This is a genomic window from Neoalteromonas arenosi, from assembly GCF_030362855.1.
GTDB classification, from domain to species: Bacteria; Pseudomonadota; Gammaproteobacteria; order Enterobacterales; family Alteromonadaceae; genus Alteromonas_E; species Alteromonas_E arenosi.
This window is the reverse complement of the sequence record NZ_JAUCBP010000011.1, coordinates 1-18,766: the sequence shown is the minus strand read 5'-3', so window position 1 is coordinate 18,766 and position 18,766 is coordinate 1. Positions and strand designations below refer to the sequence as shown.

18 protein-coding genes and 1 rRNA gene are annotated in these 18,766 nt (G+C 45.0%); 15 read left to right on the top strand and 4 right to left on the bottom strand.

All coding sequences use genetic code 11. The annotated features are described in order from the left end of the window. Positions 1-172 precede the first annotated feature (172 nt). The 10 genes from dusA (at position 173) to QTP81_RS12580 (ending at position 9,205) form a co-directional block, all read left to right on the top strand. Positions 173-1,147 carry a tRNA dihydrouridine(20/20a) synthase DusA gene (dusA, locus tag QTP81_RS12625; protein WP_434532988.1) on the top strand — a complete coding sequence of 325 codons (975 nt, stop codon included), beginning with the start codon at positions 173-175 and terminating at the stop codon, positions 1,145-1,147. A gap of 212 nt (positions 1,148-1,359) precedes the next feature. Then, entirely contained in the window at positions 1,360-1,641 is a 282-nt protein-coding gene (locus tag QTP81_RS12620; protein ID WP_289365958.1) for a hypothetical protein, read from the top strand. Between the two features lie 14 nt (positions 1,642-1,655). Beyond that, on the top strand, positions 1,656-2,369 hold the full coding sequence (gene pspA / locus QTP81_RS12615; RefSeq protein WP_289365956.1) for a phage shock protein PspA: 714 nt from the start codon (positions 1,656-1,658) through the stop codon (positions 2,367-2,369). Between the two features lie 32 nt (positions 2,370-2,401). Continuing rightward, positions 2,402-2,602, top strand: coding sequence for a PspC domain-containing protein (locus QTP81_RS12610; protein WP_289365954.1), 201 nt, complete (start codon positions 2,402-2,404; stop codon positions 2,600-2,602). Between the two features lie 3 nt (positions 2,603-2,605). Next, a complete protein-coding gene (locus tag QTP81_RS12605; protein WP_289365951.1) occupies positions 2,606-2,932 on the top strand; it encodes a hypothetical protein in 327 nt (108 codons plus the stop codon). A gap of 101 nt (positions 2,933-3,033) precedes the next feature. After that, positions 3,034-4,026 carry a DUF2333 family protein gene (locus QTP81_RS12600; protein ID WP_289365949.1) on the top strand — a complete coding sequence of 331 codons (993 nt, stop codon included), beginning with the start codon at positions 3,034-3,036 and terminating at the stop codon, positions 4,024-4,026. A gap of 8 nt (positions 4,027-4,034) precedes the next feature. Continuing rightward, on the top strand, positions 4,035-4,790 hold the full coding sequence (locus QTP81_RS12595) for a TIGR04219 family outer membrane beta-barrel protein (protein WP_289365947.1): 756 nt from the start codon (positions 4,035-4,037) through the stop codon (positions 4,788-4,790). 161 nt (positions 4,791-4,951) lie between these two features. Then, entirely contained in the window at positions 4,952-6,742 is a 1,791-nt protein-coding gene (locus QTP81_RS12590) for an assimilatory sulfite reductase (NADPH) flavoprotein subunit (protein WP_289365945.1), read from the top strand. Further along, positions 6,742-8,448: an assimilatory sulfite reductase (NADPH) hemoprotein subunit gene (cysI, locus tag QTP81_RS12585; protein WP_289365943.1), complete on the top strand. Its 1,707-nt coding sequence runs from the start codon at positions 6,742-6,744 to the stop codon at positions 8,446-8,448. Before QTP81_RS12590 ends, cysI begins: the two co-directional genes overlap by 1 nt. After that, complete coding sequence (locus QTP81_RS12580) at positions 8,441-9,205, top strand: phosphoadenylyl-sulfate reductase (RefSeq protein ID WP_289365941.1); 765 nt, start codon at positions 8,441-8,443, stop codon at positions 9,203-9,205. Before cysI ends, QTP81_RS12580 begins: the two co-directional genes overlap by 8 nt. Here the strand turns inward: QTP81_RS12580 and QTP81_RS12575 are convergent, their stop codons facing one another. After that, positions 9,206-10,120 (bottom strand): TIGR03899 family protein, encoded by a 915-nt coding sequence (locus tag QTP81_RS12575; RefSeq protein ID WP_289365938.1) that lies wholly within the window; start codon positions 10,118-10,120, stop codon positions 9,206-9,208. It abuts the gene before it with no gap. Positions 10,121-10,218: 98 nt separating this feature from the next. Between QTP81_RS12575 and QTP81_RS12570 the strand changes: the two genes are divergently transcribed. Both QTP81_RS12570 and QTP81_RS12565 read left to right on the top strand, forming a co-directional pair. Next, positions 10,219-12,453 (top strand): bifunctional diguanylate cyclase/phosphodiesterase, encoded by a 2,235-nt coding sequence (locus tag QTP81_RS12570; RefSeq protein ID WP_289365937.1) that lies wholly within the window; start codon positions 10,219-10,221, stop codon positions 12,451-12,453. Positions 12,454-12,636: 183 nt separating this feature from the next. Further along, a complete protein-coding gene (locus QTP81_RS12565; protein ID WP_289365935.1) occupies positions 12,637-12,945 on the top strand; it encodes a pyridine nucleotide transhydrogenase in 309 nt (102 codons plus the stop codon). A 73-nt stretch (positions 12,946-13,018) separates the two neighbouring features. Here QTP81_RS12565 and QTP81_RS12560 read toward each other — a convergent pair whose 3' ends face one another. Next, positions 13,019-14,158 carry an acyl-CoA desaturase gene (locus tag QTP81_RS12560; protein ID WP_289365933.1) on the bottom strand — a complete coding sequence of 380 codons (1,140 nt, stop codon included), beginning with the start codon at positions 14,156-14,158 and terminating at the stop codon, positions 13,019-13,021. Between the two features lie 143 nt (positions 14,159-14,301). On the opposite strand from QTP81_RS12560, the gene fabR reads away from it, so the two are divergent. Continuing rightward, positions 14,302-14,895: an HTH-type transcriptional repressor FabR gene (fabR, locus tag QTP81_RS12555; protein ID WP_289365930.1), complete on the top strand. Its 594-nt coding sequence runs from the start codon at positions 14,302-14,304 to the stop codon at positions 14,893-14,895. Here the strand turns inward: fabR and trmA are convergent, their stop codons facing one another. Next, entirely contained in the window at positions 14,896-15,984 is a 1,089-nt protein-coding gene (gene trmA / locus QTP81_RS12550) for a tRNA (uridine(54)-C5)-methyltransferase TrmA (RefSeq protein ID WP_289365927.1), read from the bottom strand. It abuts the gene before it with no gap. Positions 15,985-16,112: 128 nt separating this feature from the next. Here trmA and QTP81_RS12545 point away from each other — a divergent pair, with 128 nt between their 5' ends. Further along, a complete protein-coding gene (locus QTP81_RS12545) occupies positions 16,113-17,402 on the top strand; it encodes a DUF5610 domain-containing protein (RefSeq protein WP_289365925.1) in 1,290 nt (429 codons plus the stop codon). Between the two features lie 56 nt (positions 17,403-17,458). Here the strand turns inward: QTP81_RS12545 and QTP81_RS12540 are convergent, their stop codons facing one another. Further along, the gene (locus QTP81_RS12540) at positions 17,459-17,923 is read right to left on the bottom strand and encodes an RNA recognition motif domain-containing protein (protein WP_289365923.1); all 465 of its coding nucleotides are present in this window, start codon (positions 17,921-17,923) and stop codon (positions 17,459-17,461) included. Between the two features lie 496 nt (positions 17,924-18,419). On the opposite strand from QTP81_RS12540, the gene QTP81_RS12535 reads away from it, so the two are divergent. Further along, a 16S ribosomal RNA gene (locus QTP81_RS12535) occupies positions 18,420-18,766 on the top strand; the annotation flags it as partial.

Here is an 18,766-nt window from a genome sequence, read left to right as displayed (position 1 = left end):
ATATCAAGCTTCTATCGATCCAAAGCCAACAGGCTAGTGCGCTAGAGCAATGGCAGTGTTATCATTCGCGGCAGCGAGAATTTGACCCATTACCATTCACCAGAATCATTGAGATAGAAACACGTTGAACGCAAAACACCAAGGCCTTAATCGCACTTTTTCCGTTGCGCCCATGCTCGATTGGACAGATAAACACTGTCGCTATTTTTATCGGACTATGAGTCGCCACGCTTTGTTGTATACCGAAATGGTAACAACCGGTGCGATTATTTTCGGCAAGGGTGATTATCTTAGCTTTAACACTGAAGAGCATCCGGTAGCACTGCAATTAGGGGGCTCCGATCCTGCGGCAATGGCACAGTGCAGTGCCAAAGCCCAAGCGCTTGGTTATGACGAGGTAAATATTAATGTTGGGTGTCCATCTGATCGGGTTAAAAACGGTCGCTTTGGTGCATGCTTGATGGCCGAGCCGACGGTTGTCGCTGATTGTATTAAAGCGATGCAGGCGGAAGTAGATATCCCAGTAACGGTTAAATGTCGCATCGGTATCGATGACATGGATGAGTACGAAGATTTGACGCGCTTCGTGAGTGAAGTTGCTGATGCAGGCTGTGATACCTTTATTATTCACGCGCGCAAGGCTTGGCTGCAAGGACTAAGTCCAAAGGAAAATCGCGATATACCGCCGCTGAGTTATCCACGTGTATATGCATTAAAGCAGGAGTTCCCCGACCTTTCTATCAGTATCAATGGCGGAATAAAAACGTTTGAGGAGGCCAAACAACACTTGTCTTATGTAGATGGTGTTATGTTGGGGCGCGAAATATACGCTAACCCCTATTTGCTCGCGCGTGTTGATGAGGTATTTTATTCTGACTCGCAAGCCGTGCCTACGCGCGAAATGGTTGTGGTCAAAATGCAGGATTATATTCGTGAGCAGGTTGCCAAGGGCGAACGAGAGTGGCACGTAGCACGACACATGCTCGGTTTATTTCAAGGCCAACCTGGTGGACGTGTTTGGCGCCGTTATCTCAGTCAAAACGGTACCGGCAGAAACCCTCAAAGCGACATCTTGTTGCGTGGCTATGAAGCCGTCCAAGCCACGATTGAACAATCAAAACAGCATTTTGCTGCACGTAATAACTGATCTGACTACTCACTTGGTTAAAATGGCTAAATTGATGGTCATTTTAACCATTGATTAATATTTAATCCTTTCTGTTCGTTCAATAAATTTCTTTCTATATTTTTATAAGTTCATATTTATCAATGTCTTATGCTTTTTTCTCAGAGTTGGCACAGCTCTCGCTATAACTTGGATAACTCACACTCAGTGACTCGTTTGAAAAGGACAAGACAATGAAAGCTACTAAGACTATCGCAACTATCGCACTTATTGGTGCCGCATTAACTGCACCAGTAGCGCACGCCCAAGAATCAGTACTACAGAACATTTTAAGTCGTATGTTGGATAGTGCTGTAGAGCTAACAATTGATGAATTACAGCATCAAGCAACGGAAACAGTTGCTAATGCTTCTCACGCACTGACTGAAAAAGCGTCTGATGTACAGACCAAGGTCACAGTCACTGAGTTTGCGGCAAAAGACGCAACCACTAACGAACAATCTAAATCAGAATAATTGAGGAGTAAATCATGGGAATGTTTTCAAGAATTTCAGATATCGTGCAAGCCAACATCAACGCTATGTTAGACAAGGCGGAAGACCCTGAGAAAGTGATTCGACTGATCATTCAGGAAATGGAAGAAACTTTGGTAGAGATCCGCTCTGTCGCGGCTAAGAATTTGGCCGAACAGAAGCAACTCGATAGACAAATTTCAGGCTTGCAGAAGCAGGCTAGTAACTGGCAGCAGAAGGCACAGTTGGCTGTTGATAAGCAGCGCGATGATTTAGCGCGTGCGGCACTAACCGAAAAGCATAGCGTTGAAAGTAAAGTTACGGCTCTAGAAGAGCAGAAGACGCAACTAGATGATTTAATCAAGAACATCCAAGAAGATACGGCGCGTTTGCAGAGTAAGTTAAACGAAGCGCGGACTAAGCAGAAAAGCTTGGTTGCTCGCAAACAAAATTCGGCGGTACGTTTACAGGCTAAGCAAAGCGTCAACAGCAATGCTGTAGAAGACGCTGTGACACGTTTTGAACAGTATGAAAGCCGAGTAGAGGCACTGGAAGCACAAGTTGATGCATTTGATATTGTGCCTGCCTCTTCAGAAACAGTGAACTTAGAGCAGCAGTTTGCTCAGCTTGAAAAGGATGAAAACGTTGAAGCTGAACTGGCGAAATTGAAAGCAAAATTCAAAAAGCCTGCAAGCAAAGCGACAAAATCAAACGCTAAAGCGGCCGCCTAAGGCCGCATTACCTTCTACAGCCGGAGGCAATAATGAAAGAAACATTTGATATCAACAAGCTTCACCGAAGTCGACATGAAAAAATTATCACGGGGTTAGCGGGTGGTTTAGCCCGCCATTTCGATTTTGATGTGTTCTATGTTCGCGTCGCAATGATTGTTGGAATGTTTATCGCTCCAATGTTGTGCGGAATGACATATTTGATTGCGAGTCTTATTCTTAAGGAGCGCTAAGCCATGAAGAAACTCTTGATTACAATCTTGGTCGTTTGGACAGTGTTTTATGTGATGGATTATGTGCCAATCACGCCAATGAACATTCACCTTGATCTAAATGGTATCCACCATGATGTAGTTGAGTGGTTTCTTGGTGGCGTTGTATTAACTCTGGTCGTTTTAGCACTGGCGGCAGTGCTAGCGACTGGGATTCTCGCCGTTTTTGTTGTGACAGCGGTCGTCGTCGCTACTGCTTTTGTTGCAATTGGACTGAGTGCATTATGGCCAATTACAATTGCTGTGCTACTTTACTTGGTTTGTCGTGACAGGTCTCAAGCTAACTGCTAGTTGGGTTGAAAAAAGCAGACTTAAATCCAGTGATCAACTACACTCCTTGTCATGTACAAAGGAAAACGTTCAGTTTTTAAAAATGCTAGTTTAAGGGACCTATGAAATCGTTGTTAAATGCAAAATCTATTTCCGCTGTAACACTGGTTTTAGTGTTGCTTCTTACCCTGTTAGGTTGGTATTGGAGTCAGGAACCCGATGTTTTCGATGTCAATCAACGCGCAGCTGATCATGCGCTGGCCCACAATGAAGAGGTGGTTGCCGGCTACACTACTACCACCGCTTTGATCGAAGTTGGTGATACCCTACTCCATAAACCTGGTGGTTACTTAGCCAATGACTTGATGCCACCTTCGGTATTCGTCGACAATATGCCTGCATGGGAGTTTGGAGCATTGGAAATGATGCGCGACTTGGCATTGGCGATGCGCAAAGATTTTAGCCGTTCCCAATCACAGTCGGTAGAAAACTCACGGTTAATTGCGGCCCAACCAAAACTCAACATTGACCATCTCAGCTGGTTGTTACCCTCAGCTGAATCTCAGTATGGCGAAGCTTTAGATTTACTGCGGACCTATCGCTCTGAGCTGGGCGATAGACAAGTTGATGATAGTCAATTCTACACACGTGCCGATAATTTACGTGATTGGTTGAAACAGGTTGAAAAGCGTCTGGGCAGTATGTCACAAAAATTAAGTGCCAGTGTCGGAACCGAAATTTACAATACCGATTTGGCTGGTGATCCAGCAGCTCATCAATCAACACCTACCAGTAATAAACTACAAACAAAAACCAGTTGGTTCAAAATCGATGATAATTTTTACGAAGCGCGTGGGGCAAGCTGGGCTCTATTGCACTTCCTCAAAGCTATCGAGCGAGACTTCGCTGATGTCTTAGCGAAAAAGAATGCAACGGTCAGTTTGCAGCAGATCATTCGGGAATTAGAAGCGACTCAAGAGCCCGTTTGGGCACCGATGATCCTCAATGGCGGTGGCTTTGGTATATTTGCTAATCATTCGTTAGTAATGGCGAACTATATTTCCAGAGCAAATGCTGCTTTAATAGAATTAACAGAACTTCTCAATCAAGGTTAAGGAAATCCATGCGATTATTTAAGATTGCAGCATTGGCACTTTGTACAAGTGCAACCTTTAATGCTCATGCTGATACAGTGTTAGGTATATATGCCGGCGCTCAAGGCTGGGATATGTCAACCAGTGGTGGTTTCTCTGATGAGTCAAACGTCACTCAGTTTGGTTTCGACTCGGAAACTAATAGCTCATTTTATGCAGCACTTGAGCACCCAATCCCACTAATCCCAAATCTCAAAGTTATCAACACAACGATGGATACGTCCGGAAATACGGTACTAACGTCGTCGTTTACGTTCGATGGAGAGTTATTTACCGCGGACACTGACGTGTTTACTGATGTGCAATTAACAACAACCGACTTTATTCTGTATTACGAGATTTTTGACAACGATTTGGTCAGCATAGACCTAGGGGTTAACGGCAAATACGTTGATGGGTCTTTACTTGTGTCAGACTCTGCATCGAGCTTAACAGCAGAACAAGCATTTACTGGTATTGTGCCGATGGGGTATTCACGTGTTGCGTTTGGCTTACCTTTCACAGGTTTAGGTGTATACGCTGAAGGCAGTTACCTGTCATTTGACGATAATACGGTGAGCGATTTCCAAGTGGCATTAACATATAGCTTCATAGAGAGCCTCGCTCTGGACATGACCTTACAGGTTGGTTATCGCGATACGACCGTTGAGTTAGAGGACCTTGATGACATTTATACTGACTTGTCGTTTGATGGCGCCTTTGCCGGAATCGAGTTTCACTTCTAATCATTTGCGGCCGGCAAACGGCCGCTATAAGTCAATTACGTAATAAAAAATCGTTTTTTATTCTTTCCTGTTTTGACAATTAAACGCTAGCCTTTGCAATAAATTTTGTAGGCTAGCGTTCTTATACCTGCCTCTGAGTTAAATTTAAGTGGAGTTTTAGTTTGAGTGCTCAACACCCGGGTGTATTAAGCCCTGAACAATGGAACCTAATCACACAGGCCATTGCACCGTTAAATCGTGAACAGCTGACATGGGTCAGTGGTTATCTGGCGGGCCTAGCTGCAACCGGAGCTTCTGCTGCGCCAACTGGCGAGCAATCTTCGCAGACCGCTTCAGGTGACACGTTTACTGTTATGTATGGCTCTCAGACAGGCAATGCTAAGGGAGTTGCGACACAGTTGCACAGCCGCCTGCAAGCTGCGGGTGTAAACGCAGTACTAGTCAGTATGGCTGATTACAAACCGCGTCAGATTAAAAATGAAACCCATTTGGCGATTGCTGTTAGCACTCACGGTGAAGGCGATGCGCCTGATGATGCGATTGAGTTCCATGAGTTTTTAGCGAGTAAGAAAGCGCCAAAACTGGCGAATCTGAAATATACAGTATTGGGCTTAGGTGATACCAGTTACGAGTTTTTCTGCCAGACCGGTAAAGACTTCGATCAGCGCTTAGCCAATTTAGGGGCAACAGCGTTAGCAGAGCGGGTTGATTGTGACGTCGATTATGAAGCTGCGGCCAATGATTGGGCTGAAAAAGTCGTTGCGTTTGCAAAATCGTCTATGTCTGCCGCAGCCAATAATGTGGTGCCTATCACAGAAGCCGCACCAACAGTTGCTAGTCAGTACAACAAGCAAAACCCGTTTCCTTCAGCTTTGTTGGTTGCTCAGAAAATTACTGGGCGCGATTCTGTAAAAGATATCCAACATATAGAACTCTCCCTTGAAGATTCAGGATTACAATATCAACCTGGTGATGCGCTTGGTGTATGGTTTAAGAATGACCCGGCGCTCGTCGAAGAATTATTGTCACTGACCCAGATCGATCCAACAACAGTCGTTTCAGTGAAAGACGAATCAATGACAGTTTCTACTGCTTTGATAGAAAAGCTCGAGCTTACGCTAAGCTACCCCGGATTTATTAAGGCCTATGCTGCGGCAACTGAACTCCCTAAGTTGCAAGAATTGCTAGGACAACCCGCTGAGCTTCGAGCCTATTTGGCTGAGCGTCAAATCATCGATATTGTCCGTGATTTCCCAGCAGCTCTAGACGCACAGCAGTTAATTGATGCATTGCGTCCACTGACACCGCGTTTGTATTCCATTGCGTCAAGCCAAGCAGAAGTAGAAGACGAAGTGCATCTGACAGTCGCGCATGTTGATTATCAATTCAACGAAGTTCGTCATCAGGGCGGTGCGTCAGGTTATTTAACTACACGGCTCGAGGAAGGCCAGGAGGTTGGCGTATTCATTGAAAAGAACGACAATTTCCGTTTACCTCAGGACGGCAATACGCCTGTGATTATGATAGGACCGGGCACAGGGATCGCTCCGTTTAGGGCGTTTATGCAAGAACGCGAGGCAACGGGTGCCGATGGCGACAGCTGGCTATTTTTTGGCAATCCAAACTTTACCCAAGATTTCTTATATCAAACTGAGTGGCAGGCGTACCTTAAAAGTGGTGCTTTATCGCGCATTAGTCTGGCCTTTTCACGTGATCAGGCGGAAAAAATTTATGTACAACACCGCATCATAGAGCATGGTGCTGACGTGTTTGCGTGGTTGGAGTCTGGTGCTCATGTCTATGTATGCGGCGATGCCATGCGTATGGCTAAAGACGTAGAAGAAGCGTTATTAGAGGTGATAAAAACACATGGGAAGCGCGATGACGCAGGTGCGAAAGAATACTTGGTTAACCTTAGAAAAACTAAGCGTTACCAGAAGGACGTGTACTAATGAGCGATAAAAACAACCTAATTGTTACCGGGAAGTTATCTGACAACGAGCGCTTAAAAGCGGAGAGTCGACACCTGCGCGGAACGATAGAGGCCGATCTAAAGGACGATGTAACAGGTGGTTTTACTGCGGATAACTTTCAGTTAATTCGTTTCCATGGCATGTATCAACAAGATGATCGTGATATCCGCAACGAGCGAACTAAGCAGAAATTAGAGCCGTTGCACAACGTAATGCTGCGCGCGCGCTTGCCGGGCGGAGTGATTACACCTGAGCAATGGTTGGTTATCGACAAGTTTGCTCAAGACTACTCGTTGTATGGCAGTATTCGTTTGACGACACGTCAAACTTTCCAGTTCCATGGTGTACTAAAACCCAATATTAAATTGATGCATCAGACGCTGAATAAAGCGGGTATTGACTCGATCGCTACCGCGGGAGACGTGAACCGAAACGTGCTCTGTACTTCTAATCCAATTGAATCAGAAGTGCATCAACAGGCATGGGAATGGGCAGCAAAAATCAGTGAACATTTATTACCAAAAACCAAGGCTTATGCTGAGATATGGTTAGACGGTGAAAAGGTTGAAACGACGGAAGAACCTATACTAGGCGATACCTATTTACCTCGGAAATTCAAAACCACGGTGGTTATACCGCCACAAAATGACGTTGATGTGCACGCTAACGATCTTAACTTTGTCGCCATTGCCGAAAATGGTCAGTTAATTGGTTTCAATGTATTAGTCGGTGGTGGTCTAGCTATGACACACGGTGATACTGCAACCTTCCCGCGTAAAGCAGATGATTTTGGCTTTATTGAACTTAAAGACACACTAGCTGTGGCTGAAGCGGTAGTGACAACGCAGCGCGATTGGGGCAACCGCGTTAACCGTAAAAACGCGAAGACCAAGTATACGTTGGAGCGAGTGGGTGTTGAGACTTTCAAACAGGAAGTGGAAAAACGCGCTGGTATCGTGTTTGGTGAGAGCCGTCCCTATGAGTTTACCGGCCGAGGTGACCGATTTGGTTGGGTGGAAGGCATCGATGGTAAACACCACCTAACGGTGTTCATTGAAAATGGTCGGATTCTTGATTACCCAGGCAAGACCTTGAAAACGGGTTGTGCCGAGATTGCAAAAATACATCAAGGCGATTTCCGCCTAACCGCTAATCAGAACTTAATTATCGCTGGCGTACCGAGTGATCAAAAAGCGACTATCGAAGCACTAGCAGTAGAGCATGGTTTGATCCAAGCATCAGTCAGTGTGCAGCGGCAAGACTCAATGGCTTGTGTGGCTCTGCCGACATGCCCACTGGCTATGGCAGAAGCCGAGCGTTATCTACCTGATGCTGTTACTGAGCTTGAGGGTTTACTAGCAAAACACGGCATGGCTGACGCCAGTATCATTTACCGTGTTACCGGTTGTCCGAACGGTTGTGGACGAGCCATGCTAGCGGAAGTCGGTTTGGTCGGCAAAGGACCGGGGAAATACAACTTCCACATCGGCGGTAACCGCGAAGGCACGCGTATACCAAAGATGTATAAAGAGAATATTTCGCACGAAGAAATCATGCAGCACATGGATGAGCTAATTGGTCGTTGGGCTAATGAGCGCAATGAAAACGAGGCTTTTGGTGATTTCGTGATCCGTGCGGGGATCGTTAAGCCGGTGGTTGATTCCGCCAAGGATTTTTATGCCTAGTACAAATGCCTTAGCACTCGATGAAGTTAAGCAGCTACCACGTGTGAACGTGGATTCGAGTGCCGAGGATATCGCTTTAGTAAACGCTGCGTTAGAAAAAATGACTGCACAACAGCGTGTCGCTTGGGTACTTGAGTATTTGCCAGGTAAAGCGATTGTGTCGAGTAGTTTTGGCGCACAGTCTGCGGTGATGTTGCATCTATTGACGCAGCAGCAACCCGATATTCCCGTTGTACTAACTGATACCGGTTATTTATTTCCAGAAACCTATCAGTTTATTGATGAGTTAGTTTCTCGTTTATCATTGAACTTACACGTATATCGCGCAGAGATATCATCTGCATGGCAAGAGGCGCGTTTTGGTAAGCTATGGGAAAAAGGTGTTGACGGCATCGAGCAATACAATCGGATGAATAAAGTGGAGCCAATGCAGCGCGCGTTACAGGAACTTGATGCTGGTATCTGGTTTGCGGGGTTGCGTCGCTCGCAATCTGATACACGTGAGGGCTTACCGGTATTGCAAAAAGTGCGAGGTCAGTTAAAGGTTTATCCGATCATAGATTGGACTAATAAAGATTTGCATTTTTACTTGAAGGAACACGGCTTACCTTATCACCCGCTATGGGACGAAGGGTACGTGTCTATCGGTGACTGGCATACAACCCAAAGCCTGCAAGAGGGCATGTCTGAGCAAGATACGCGCTTCTTTGGTCTAAAACGCGAGTGTGGTCTTCATGAGTTCGGCGATGGTATATGATTAATGGCGCACAACTGTAAAGGCATTACTCAAGAGCTCGCACAGTTGTTCGGTATAATCTGCGCGACGTTGCTTGTTGACCAAACGAAATAACTCACTACCAACACTGGTAAATTTGTAGTAAATCAACGCTGTTGAGCCTCGTTTCGGGGTTAAGTCAAACTTGATATCGCCGCAGCGCCAATGGACTGTTCTGTCTGGATCTAATTCACCCGTTTCGATTTCACTGGCAAAAATTAGCCCCATATCGATCAGTGCTAATAAGTCTGGGTATGTAATGCCAAAATGAGCCAGATTTAAATGTGGATTAGAGGGTCCAGTGAACCAACCAAACAATGAGGGTTTCTGATAGTAGCCAACAAGCAATAATGGCGTCGCGTCGTGCTGTTTACGGCTAGCGACGCTGGCCACTTTACTGAACAACTTTGCATCGCGCTGGGTAAGTTGCTTCAACAAGGCGAGCGTGCGTAACGAGAAACTGCCTGGTTGAGCAAGTTCTACGGCAATAATCTTACCCCATAAGCTTTGCATGGCGGGCGAATGAATCTCTTCTGCAAATTTTGCAAAACTAAAAAACCAATCAGGATCTATACCCTCGGCATGCTCGGTATCGATGTTGACCTCTAGCGCGTGATCAAAAACCTTTTGCAAATTCCTCAAGCGATTGGCTGCGAGAATCTGTTCCCGTCTACTGGTGTGCTTTACTAAATCCAAGTCGTTACCAATCGCATGCGAGTCACTGATTCCAATTTGTGCAAACAACCTACGCAAAACCTGCTGATTTTTATCAGCTTTTTTTGCTTTTCTAGGTGTGTTTGCCGCTTCTGCCGGGGGGCTAGTCACGGCTTGCTCAGGTTTCGCCTCAGTGGTTTTGACTGTGGCTACTTTTACATTAGATTGAGGCGTTACTTTCATTTCATTACACAGAGATACAAGATCGGTCGTCAATATGTTTGCAAATTAACCGGTAGGCGTTAGGATAGCTTATACGTTCGGCAATTTTTATCAATTAAATGGTTCCCAACGACTACGATAACGACGAATTAATTTTCAAGGAAGAAGACACCACCGAAGAACAGATTAGCGAGAATATGCGCGTGTGGAATATTCTCATCGTTGATGACGATGAAGAAATTCATACAGTCACTCGTTTAGCCCTCTCGGACTTGGTTGTCGGCGACCGCAAGCTGAACTTCCTCCATGCCTATACAGGCAAGCAAGCGCTTGAGATATTGGGTGAATATGAGCGCGAAATTGCCATCATCTTGCTTGATGTAGTGATGGAAACTGACGACGCTGGCTTAAATGTTGTCAAGCACATGCGAGAGCAAATGAAGCTAGTTGAACCTCGCATTATTCTGCGCACTGGCCAACCGGGTTATGCGCCAGAAGAACAAATCATTAAGACCTACGATATCAACGATTATAAAACCAAAACCGAACTTACACGGGGTAAGTTAATGACAACGGTTATTGCATCTATTCGTTCATATCAACAGTTGCGCACGATTAACCAGAGTCGTTTAGGCTTACAAAAGATTATCCAATCAGCGGCTAATTTACTCGAAGAGCATTCCATCAAAGGCTTCTGTGAAGGCATTGTTACCCAGATTAGTTCGATGATCGGTTTAGAAGCGGAAGGGGTAGTGTGTGCGCGCGCTGGCTCAGTACTCGATAAAGAAGACGACGACGACGGCGTCTATGTGCTTGGGGCAGCGGGTGATTTCGCCAACTATATCAACGAACGCATTGAGCAGTTACATGATGACATCATTGTTGAGCACGTTAATCGCTGTTTGAAGTTTCAAAAGCACGTATTCGAGTCTAATTTCTCGGTCTTGTACATCAACAGCTCGGGGTTTGAAGCTGCAGTCTATGTGAATATGTGTAAAGAGATCGGTGAACTCGATAGACAATTGCTAGAAATCTTTTTATCAAGCGTTTCAGTCGGTTACGAAAACGTCAACCTCTTCCATCAATTGCGCAATGCAGCATTCCGCGATTGGTTGACGCGCCTGCCTAACCGCAATGAATTTATCAATATGTTGGATAGGCCACACCAGATTGAGTCTCAGTCAGGCATTAATGTCGCACTTATCGATATTAATCACTTCTCGGATGTGAACGATGGTCTTGGCCAAGAAGTGGGTAACCAGGTATTGAGTGCGGTCTCTACTCGCCTGAGTGAAGAGTTCGACGAGAAAGTTAAGAAAGGCCGCATAGGCGCTGATGTATTTGGCTTAATTGGTGATGAAAACGTCGTTACACCAGAGCGTATCAATGAGGTTTTCCAGAATGCATTTGTCGCTGGTGATAATACACTACCAATAAATGTCACGATAGGTTTAACCAAGCTACTTAGTGAACGCAACCGCGGTATAACAGTATTGAAGCAATCCAATATTGCGCTGAATCGAGCGAAGAAAAATCTTACTGATAACTATGAGTACTTCGCGCCAGAAATTGAGGAAAAAACCACGTGGCGTTTGAATATGATCCGCCGCTTACGGGCTGACTTTGCTGATCGCAAGCTAGAGCTTTGGTTCCAACCTCAGGTTGATTTGGTCAGTGAGAAAGTTGTCGGCATGGAAGGTTTGTTGCGATGGCCCGATGGTGATGGGAAGTATATTTCTCCCGCGGTTTTTGTACCACTTGCTGAGTATTCTGGTCTCATCGTCGATATCGGGCAGTGGGTACTGGAAGCGTCATGCGCACGCATCCGAGAGCTTTGCGACGCTGGCTTTAGCCATTTGCGCGTTGCTGTGAATATTTCAATCCCGCAATTTCGTGACCGTACGTTTGTGAAAAAAGTGAAGTCTGCAATCGAGAAAAATGGTGTCGATCCCACATCTCTTGAGCTGGAAATTACGGAAAGTGTAGTAATGGATGAGCCGCAGATTGTGATCGATGCGCTACGAGCGCTAAAAGAATACGGTGTACAAATCGCTATCGATGACTTCGGTACAGGTTTCTCGTCAATGAGTTACTTACAGCAATTACCGCTAGACCGTCTTAAAGTTGATCGCTCCTTTGTCAGTGATATTCAACCCGGAGGCAATGCTTTTATTGCCGAAACGATTGTGACACTGGGAAACAAGCTAGGTTTGGCAACTATTGCAGAAGGGGTCGAAAAGCGCGAACAAGCGAGCTATATGCTGAAACTGGGTTGTGATGAAGCGCAAGGCTACCTTTACGCGAGGCCAATGCCATTTGACGAATTGATGGTGTTCTTACGCGAAAAAGACTAGGCCGTACGCCCTAAGAAACCCTAACTGTCATTAAATTATCGCATTACTGTAATATTTCTGTCACATAACTGTGATTGTTATTGAAGGTCTGGTGCTAAACTGTTAATATCTCTTGCATGAGACGAGTGTGCATATGGGAATTGTCCCTTTGCATCGAAGTTTCGTCCATATTTGGAGGTATCTATGCGTAAACTATTAGCTGTCACGGCCCTTGTATTGGGTTCAGCTGGTGCGCATGCGGATGCGAACAAAGCACAAGCTTTCGACTGTATGGATGCAAAGACGTTTGAAATTAACAGCCAGTGTATGGCTAATACGATCAACAATAACTTGGCATTCACTGCTGCACAGCAAAACATTGTGCTCTCAGCAGAAGAGAATTCGGGCAACGCTATGGCGACCGTTTCTTATTTCCCCGAGCTTCAGTTAATTGAAGTAGTCGCGCATCAGGACGCAACACTAGCAAAAAATACAGAAATTCCGAAGAATTAAGTGCTTCGGTCAGAGAACAACAAAAAAGCCCAGCAATGCTGGGCTTTTTTGTATCAGTAGGAAGCGCGCAATTTTACGCTTGCGCACCTAATTGCTGTAGCGGCAATGCTTGAATCGTCAGCCACTTTTCTTTTTGTACCGCAAAGGCCTGTTTCAATTCTTTGTATTTAAAGTCTAATTCCAAGCCATCGAGGGAACGTTTTAAATGGCGCTTTTTAATTGCCATCACGCGCTTCTTGGTTAAGTAGTAGGCACTCATCTTTTCCATCAATAAGTTGTACTCACGCTCCATTAGGTTAAGCAGCTCTTCAGCGTTGGGCAAATGAGCAAGCTTTTCTTGTGCGGATTGTAGTTGCATTTTTGCTTTGGCTTTTTCAATTCGCTCTTCTGGTGTGCGACGTAAGTTCCAAGTTAAGCCGAGCATAGATAAACCACGAATCAGCCATTTAGACGGGTCGTACTGCCACCAACGAATGCCGTTGCGGTAATCATACTCAAAGATATGGTGATAATTGTGATACCCCTCGCCGAAAGTAAACAAGGCGACAACACCATTGTCTCTCGCGGTATTGGCATCTGTATAGGGTTGCTTACCCCAGATATGAGCCAAGCTGTTAATAAAGAATGTTACATGGTGTACTGCTACAAGGCGAAATACACCGGCGAGCAGGATCATACCCAGTACAGAACCGGTAAAGTAGCCAATCAAGCCGGTGATACCGAAATTAGCCAGCAAAACGATGGTAAGGTAATTGTTGTGTTGCCACATAACCACTTTATCTTTTTGCAGGTCCCGACAATTTTCGTAATTATCGTAACGATGCGCTTGATACTCCCTTAACATCCATCCCATGTGTGAATACCAAAATCCTTTTTTCGCCGAGTATGGGTCTTTGTCATTGTCGTCGACGTGACGGTGGTGAATGCGGTGATCAGAACTCCAGTGCAATATACTGTTTTGCACGGCCATTGCACCGCCAATGGCTAAAATGACTTTGATAACAGGGTGGGCTTCATATGTCTTATGCGACCACAAGCGATGGTAACCTGCAGTAATACTCATGCCAGTAAAGAAAAATAGTGCAATAGTGACGGCTATTTCAGCCGCAGAGAAGCCTACAAATACTGCCCACAAAGGCACACCAATAAAGGCAATTGCACCGGTGATGACGAACACTGCAATATTTAATGGGATTAAACGAGGTTTTTTCATAGTAAAAATTCGGCGTACAACTGTACGCTGATTCTAACGCGAAAGGCCTAAAGCGCCAAGCAAAATTGTTGGTCCTAAACTTTGCTTCGTGCCCGATATGCGCCACAATACTGTTTACTAATTACTTTATTTGGCGATCTTTTTTGAACAGACAGGAACAAAAGCTCAAAACTAGGCAAAACATCATTAATGCGGCATTTGGTTTGCTGGATGACAACAAAAGCCTGTCTGCTATGAGTTTGCGCGAAGTCGCGCGTGCCGCGGGGATCGCGCCGACGAGTTTCTATCGTCATTTCAAAGATATTGATGATCTTGGGCTAACACTTGTCGATGAAGCGGGCTTGGCACTGCGTCAATTAATGCGTCAGGCACGGCGACGCATAGAGTCAGGCGGCGGTGTTATTGATACTTCGGTCAACACATTTATGGAATTTATAACAGCAAATACCAATGTGTTCCGTTTGTTATTGCGTGAACATACCGGCACTTCAGCTGCATATCGAACTGCAGTACAGCGCGAGATCCAACATTTTGTCGAAGAACTGACGGATTACATTATTGAAGTTCAGTCGGTGCAACATCAATTAGCTTATGTCCAAGCCGAGGCCATGGTGAAGCTAGTATTTAGTGCTGGCGCAGAAGCACTTGAGGTAGACTCGGCAATGCGTAAAGTTATTGGCGAGCGCGTCAAGCAGCAACTGCGCTTTATTCAACTTGGTGCGACGTCAAAGCGCTAACTACTTTTTACGTAATAACACACCCGACTCAATATGATCGGTGTAAGGGAATTGATCAAATAGTGCAAAATCATCAATTTGATGAGATTCGATGAGTTGCTCAAGGTTATCTTTCAGCGTAACTGGGTTACAACTGATGTAAATAATCGTATCGAATTGCGCGATTAATGCGAGTGTTTCACTATCTAGACCGCTCCTTGGCGGGTCAACGAGGACCGTATTGAAATCGTAGTGGGTTAAATCGATCGCACCTAAACGAGTAAAACTGCGTTCACCGCGCATAGCCTGGGTGAATTCTTCGGCAGCAAGACGCACAATTTCAACATTGTTTAATTGATTAGCGGCAATATTGTATTGCGCGGCTTCGACAGATGGCTTAGCTATTTCGGTGCCAACAACGCGATTAAAATTTTGTGCTAGCGGCAAACTAAAGTTGCCGGCACCACAGTAAAACTCAACTAAATCACCAGACGCGCTTTTTGTTGCATCCAGTGTCCATTCAATCATTTTGCAATTCACTTCGGCATTGGGTTGAGTGAAGCTATTTTCGATATGTTTAAAGACGTACTCTTTACCTTTAATTGGCAATCGTTCGATGACGAAATCATTGCCAATGATTATTTTTTGTTTGCGCGCTCGTCCGATGATGCTGACTGGCAAGTCTCTACTTAGCGTTTCACGCAATATTTCGGCTTCGTTTTGCCACTCTTCATCCAGCTGACGATGATACAGCAAACTGATAACGAGCTCGTTGGACAGCGAATTCAAATAATCAATTTGGAACAGCTTTTTGCGCAATACTGCATTATCACGCAGCAGCTTCATCAAATTGGTCATTGCCTTATTGATTGATTCGCTAGCGGGTAAAAACTGATCGACACGCTTTTTCTGCTTAGTTTCTTGGTCGAACATTATATGGTAGAGATCGTCACCATCGTGCCACACTCTAAATTCAGCACGCATCCGGTAGTGAGCGCGCGGTGAATCAAACACTTTGAGTGTAGGCCCACTGAATTCAGCGAACAGCTCTGACATATTAGCTACTTTACTGGCTAACTGCTGGTCATAAGTGGCGGGATCGAGTTGCATGTGAGTCCTCTACATAAATAAAGTCGGCATTGTAGCGGTTTGTTGCAATCAACGCAGTAATATTCAAATAACGCTAAACTATATTTATTGGCCGCCGATAAGGTGTTGAGGATAGTGAGGTATCTAACATGAATTTTGGCGAAATAAAGGCGTTCCATAACGAGCAGCCTCAGCAGCCTAAACCAAGCGCAGCATTAAATAAGCAGTTGCAAGCGGAAGGGCTAAAGCAGGCCGCTTCTTTTCAAGCGAATCAGGCTGCCAGCGTGTCGAGCGCATCAGTCAGTGTAATTAGTTCACAAACTACTGTCGGTTTAAAGATCTACAGTGGCTCGATGCAACAGAATGTTGCGGTTAATGGCGAGAGGGCGAAACAAGCTACTGAGTTCGATACAGATAAGCCAGCTACTTTATTTGATTTTGAAAAAGTGGCTGAGAATGTAATGCGCTTTGTCGGCGGGGTTATCAAAGGCGCTGCTAACTCAGGCGCAGACCAAGAACAGTTAAATTCACTGTTTGAACAAGCGCGCGAAGGTGTGGCAAAAGGCATTAAATTGGCTGAGCGAGACATTGGTGGCTTGATGAATGATGAGATAGCGGAAGGGATAAGCAATAGTCGCTCGCTACTCGATCAACAAATCGGCGAATTAGAAAACCAATTACTCGGCAAGCCAATACTTGATGCATTGACTGCTGAAGTGGCTGCCGTGCAATCGACATCTGAACAAAGTGGCGAGCTACTTATACGGACCAGAGATGGCGATGAAGTGCGCTTGACCTTTAATGATTTGCAGCAGGTCTCTGTGACTAGCCAGTCCGTTCAGACGCCACAGCCGTTAGCCGCTGATCAACAAGGCGGTAATGAAAGCGCTGATACTCCGACAACGACATTCGCACAATCACTGAATGCTAGAACGTTGCAATTGTCTGGCTACAGTGTATCAGTTACTGGCGATATTGATGATGGTGAGCTTGCGGCTATCACTGACTTAATTAGTAACGCCAACGATCTCGCTGATACCTTTTACCGTGGTGATATGGAAGCAGCTTTTGAGCAAGCATTAAAGCTAGGTTACAACGATGAAGAGTTAGTTGGCTTTGCACTACAGTTAAATCGGCTAGAGCAAACCGAAGCCGTCAAGGCGTACGGCTATGTAAAGAACTATTCTGACACCGATGAAGAAGCGAATGAGCAGACAAAAACTGTGAAACCGTTGGCCCAGTATTTGGAACGCATGTTGGCTGTTCTTGAACAATCACGACAAACGTTAGAAAGTAACGAAGACTACAACAAGATCATTAACGGTATTGTTAACGAAATGACTGATGTTCAAGTACCCGATTTGGTCCAAGCAATTAATCGCTTCCACACATTTAATCAAAAACTGTTAGATGGTTTACCGAAAACAGAAGCTGAATAAATGTAAGCAATAAAAAAGGCTGACATTTGTCAGCCTTTTTAAGTCAATTTATGTGATTAGTGCGCGACTTTTTCCTTCGCGTGACGAACTTTAAGAGTACGGTCTTGAAAAACCGAGTCATTGAGTTTATCGATCGCCTCACTCACATCTGAAGAGATGATTTCGACAAAGCCATACCCTTTGCGCTTGCCGGTGCGCTTATCTTTCATCAATCGAACAGATTGCACATTGATATAGTCCTGAAAATAGGCTCGTACTGCTTCTTCGTTGGCACGATAAGGTAAGTTGCCTACATATAATGTAGCAACCTCACCAGATGCTGAGCTATTACTAGCTTTTGAACTGTTCGAGTTGAGTTTAATCGCATTAGCAACTATTGGCGTGATCACACCAGAAAGGAAGATCGCTAATGCTAATAGCAGAGGAGAAACTTCATTTGTTGCGAGAAAGGTAAGAGAAAAATAGCCTAATACTGCTAAGACTGCTGCCACAATCATGCAGTTGAGTAGTTTTACGTTCATGTGTGTACCTTATTGTTATTATGTATGTATCGATAAAAGGCAATCCCTAGTCTACTGCAGTTAGCGTCATAAGCAATCCCCGCAGGGGTTTTGAGCCTGTATAGATTAGGATATCTACAAGAAATGACTGATTTATCGACAAATAAAGTTTAAACCGTAAAAAAAACAAAAAAACGGTTGACGTTACTTTCCTTCTCAGTAGAATGCGCACCTCGATTCGGAGGGGCTTCAAGCCAAATGAATCGGACAACGTTAAGCAGGCAAATTTAATTGCTAACTTTTTAAAAAAGATGCTTGACACCGCGAATAAACAGCGTATTATTCGCATCCCGCTTGAGGAGAGTCGCTAAGGCGCTCATCAAGCAACGCAAAGCACGAAGTGCTAAGCAATGTTCTTTAACAATTTATAACAAGACAATCTGTGTGGGCACTCGTTAAGAGTGTCACAACGACAATTTATTTTTTGCTTTTTTTTAAAAAGAGCAACGCAAGTATTCAATTGAAGAGTTTGATCATGGCTCAGATTGAACGCTGGCGGCAGGCCTAACACATGCAAGTCGAACGGTAACAGAACTAGCTTGCTAGTTGCTGACGAGTGGCGGACGGGTGAGTAATGCTTGGGAATTTGCCTTTAGGAGGGGGATAACCACTGGAAACGGTGGCTAATACCGCATAATGTCTACGGACCAAAGGGGGCTTAGGCTCCCACCTATAGAGAAGCCCAAGTGAGATTAGCTAGTTGGTGAGGTAAAGGCTCACCAAGGCGACGATCTCTAGCTGTTCTGAGAGGAAGATCAGCCACACTGGAACTGAGACACGGTCCAGACTCCTACGGGAGGCAGC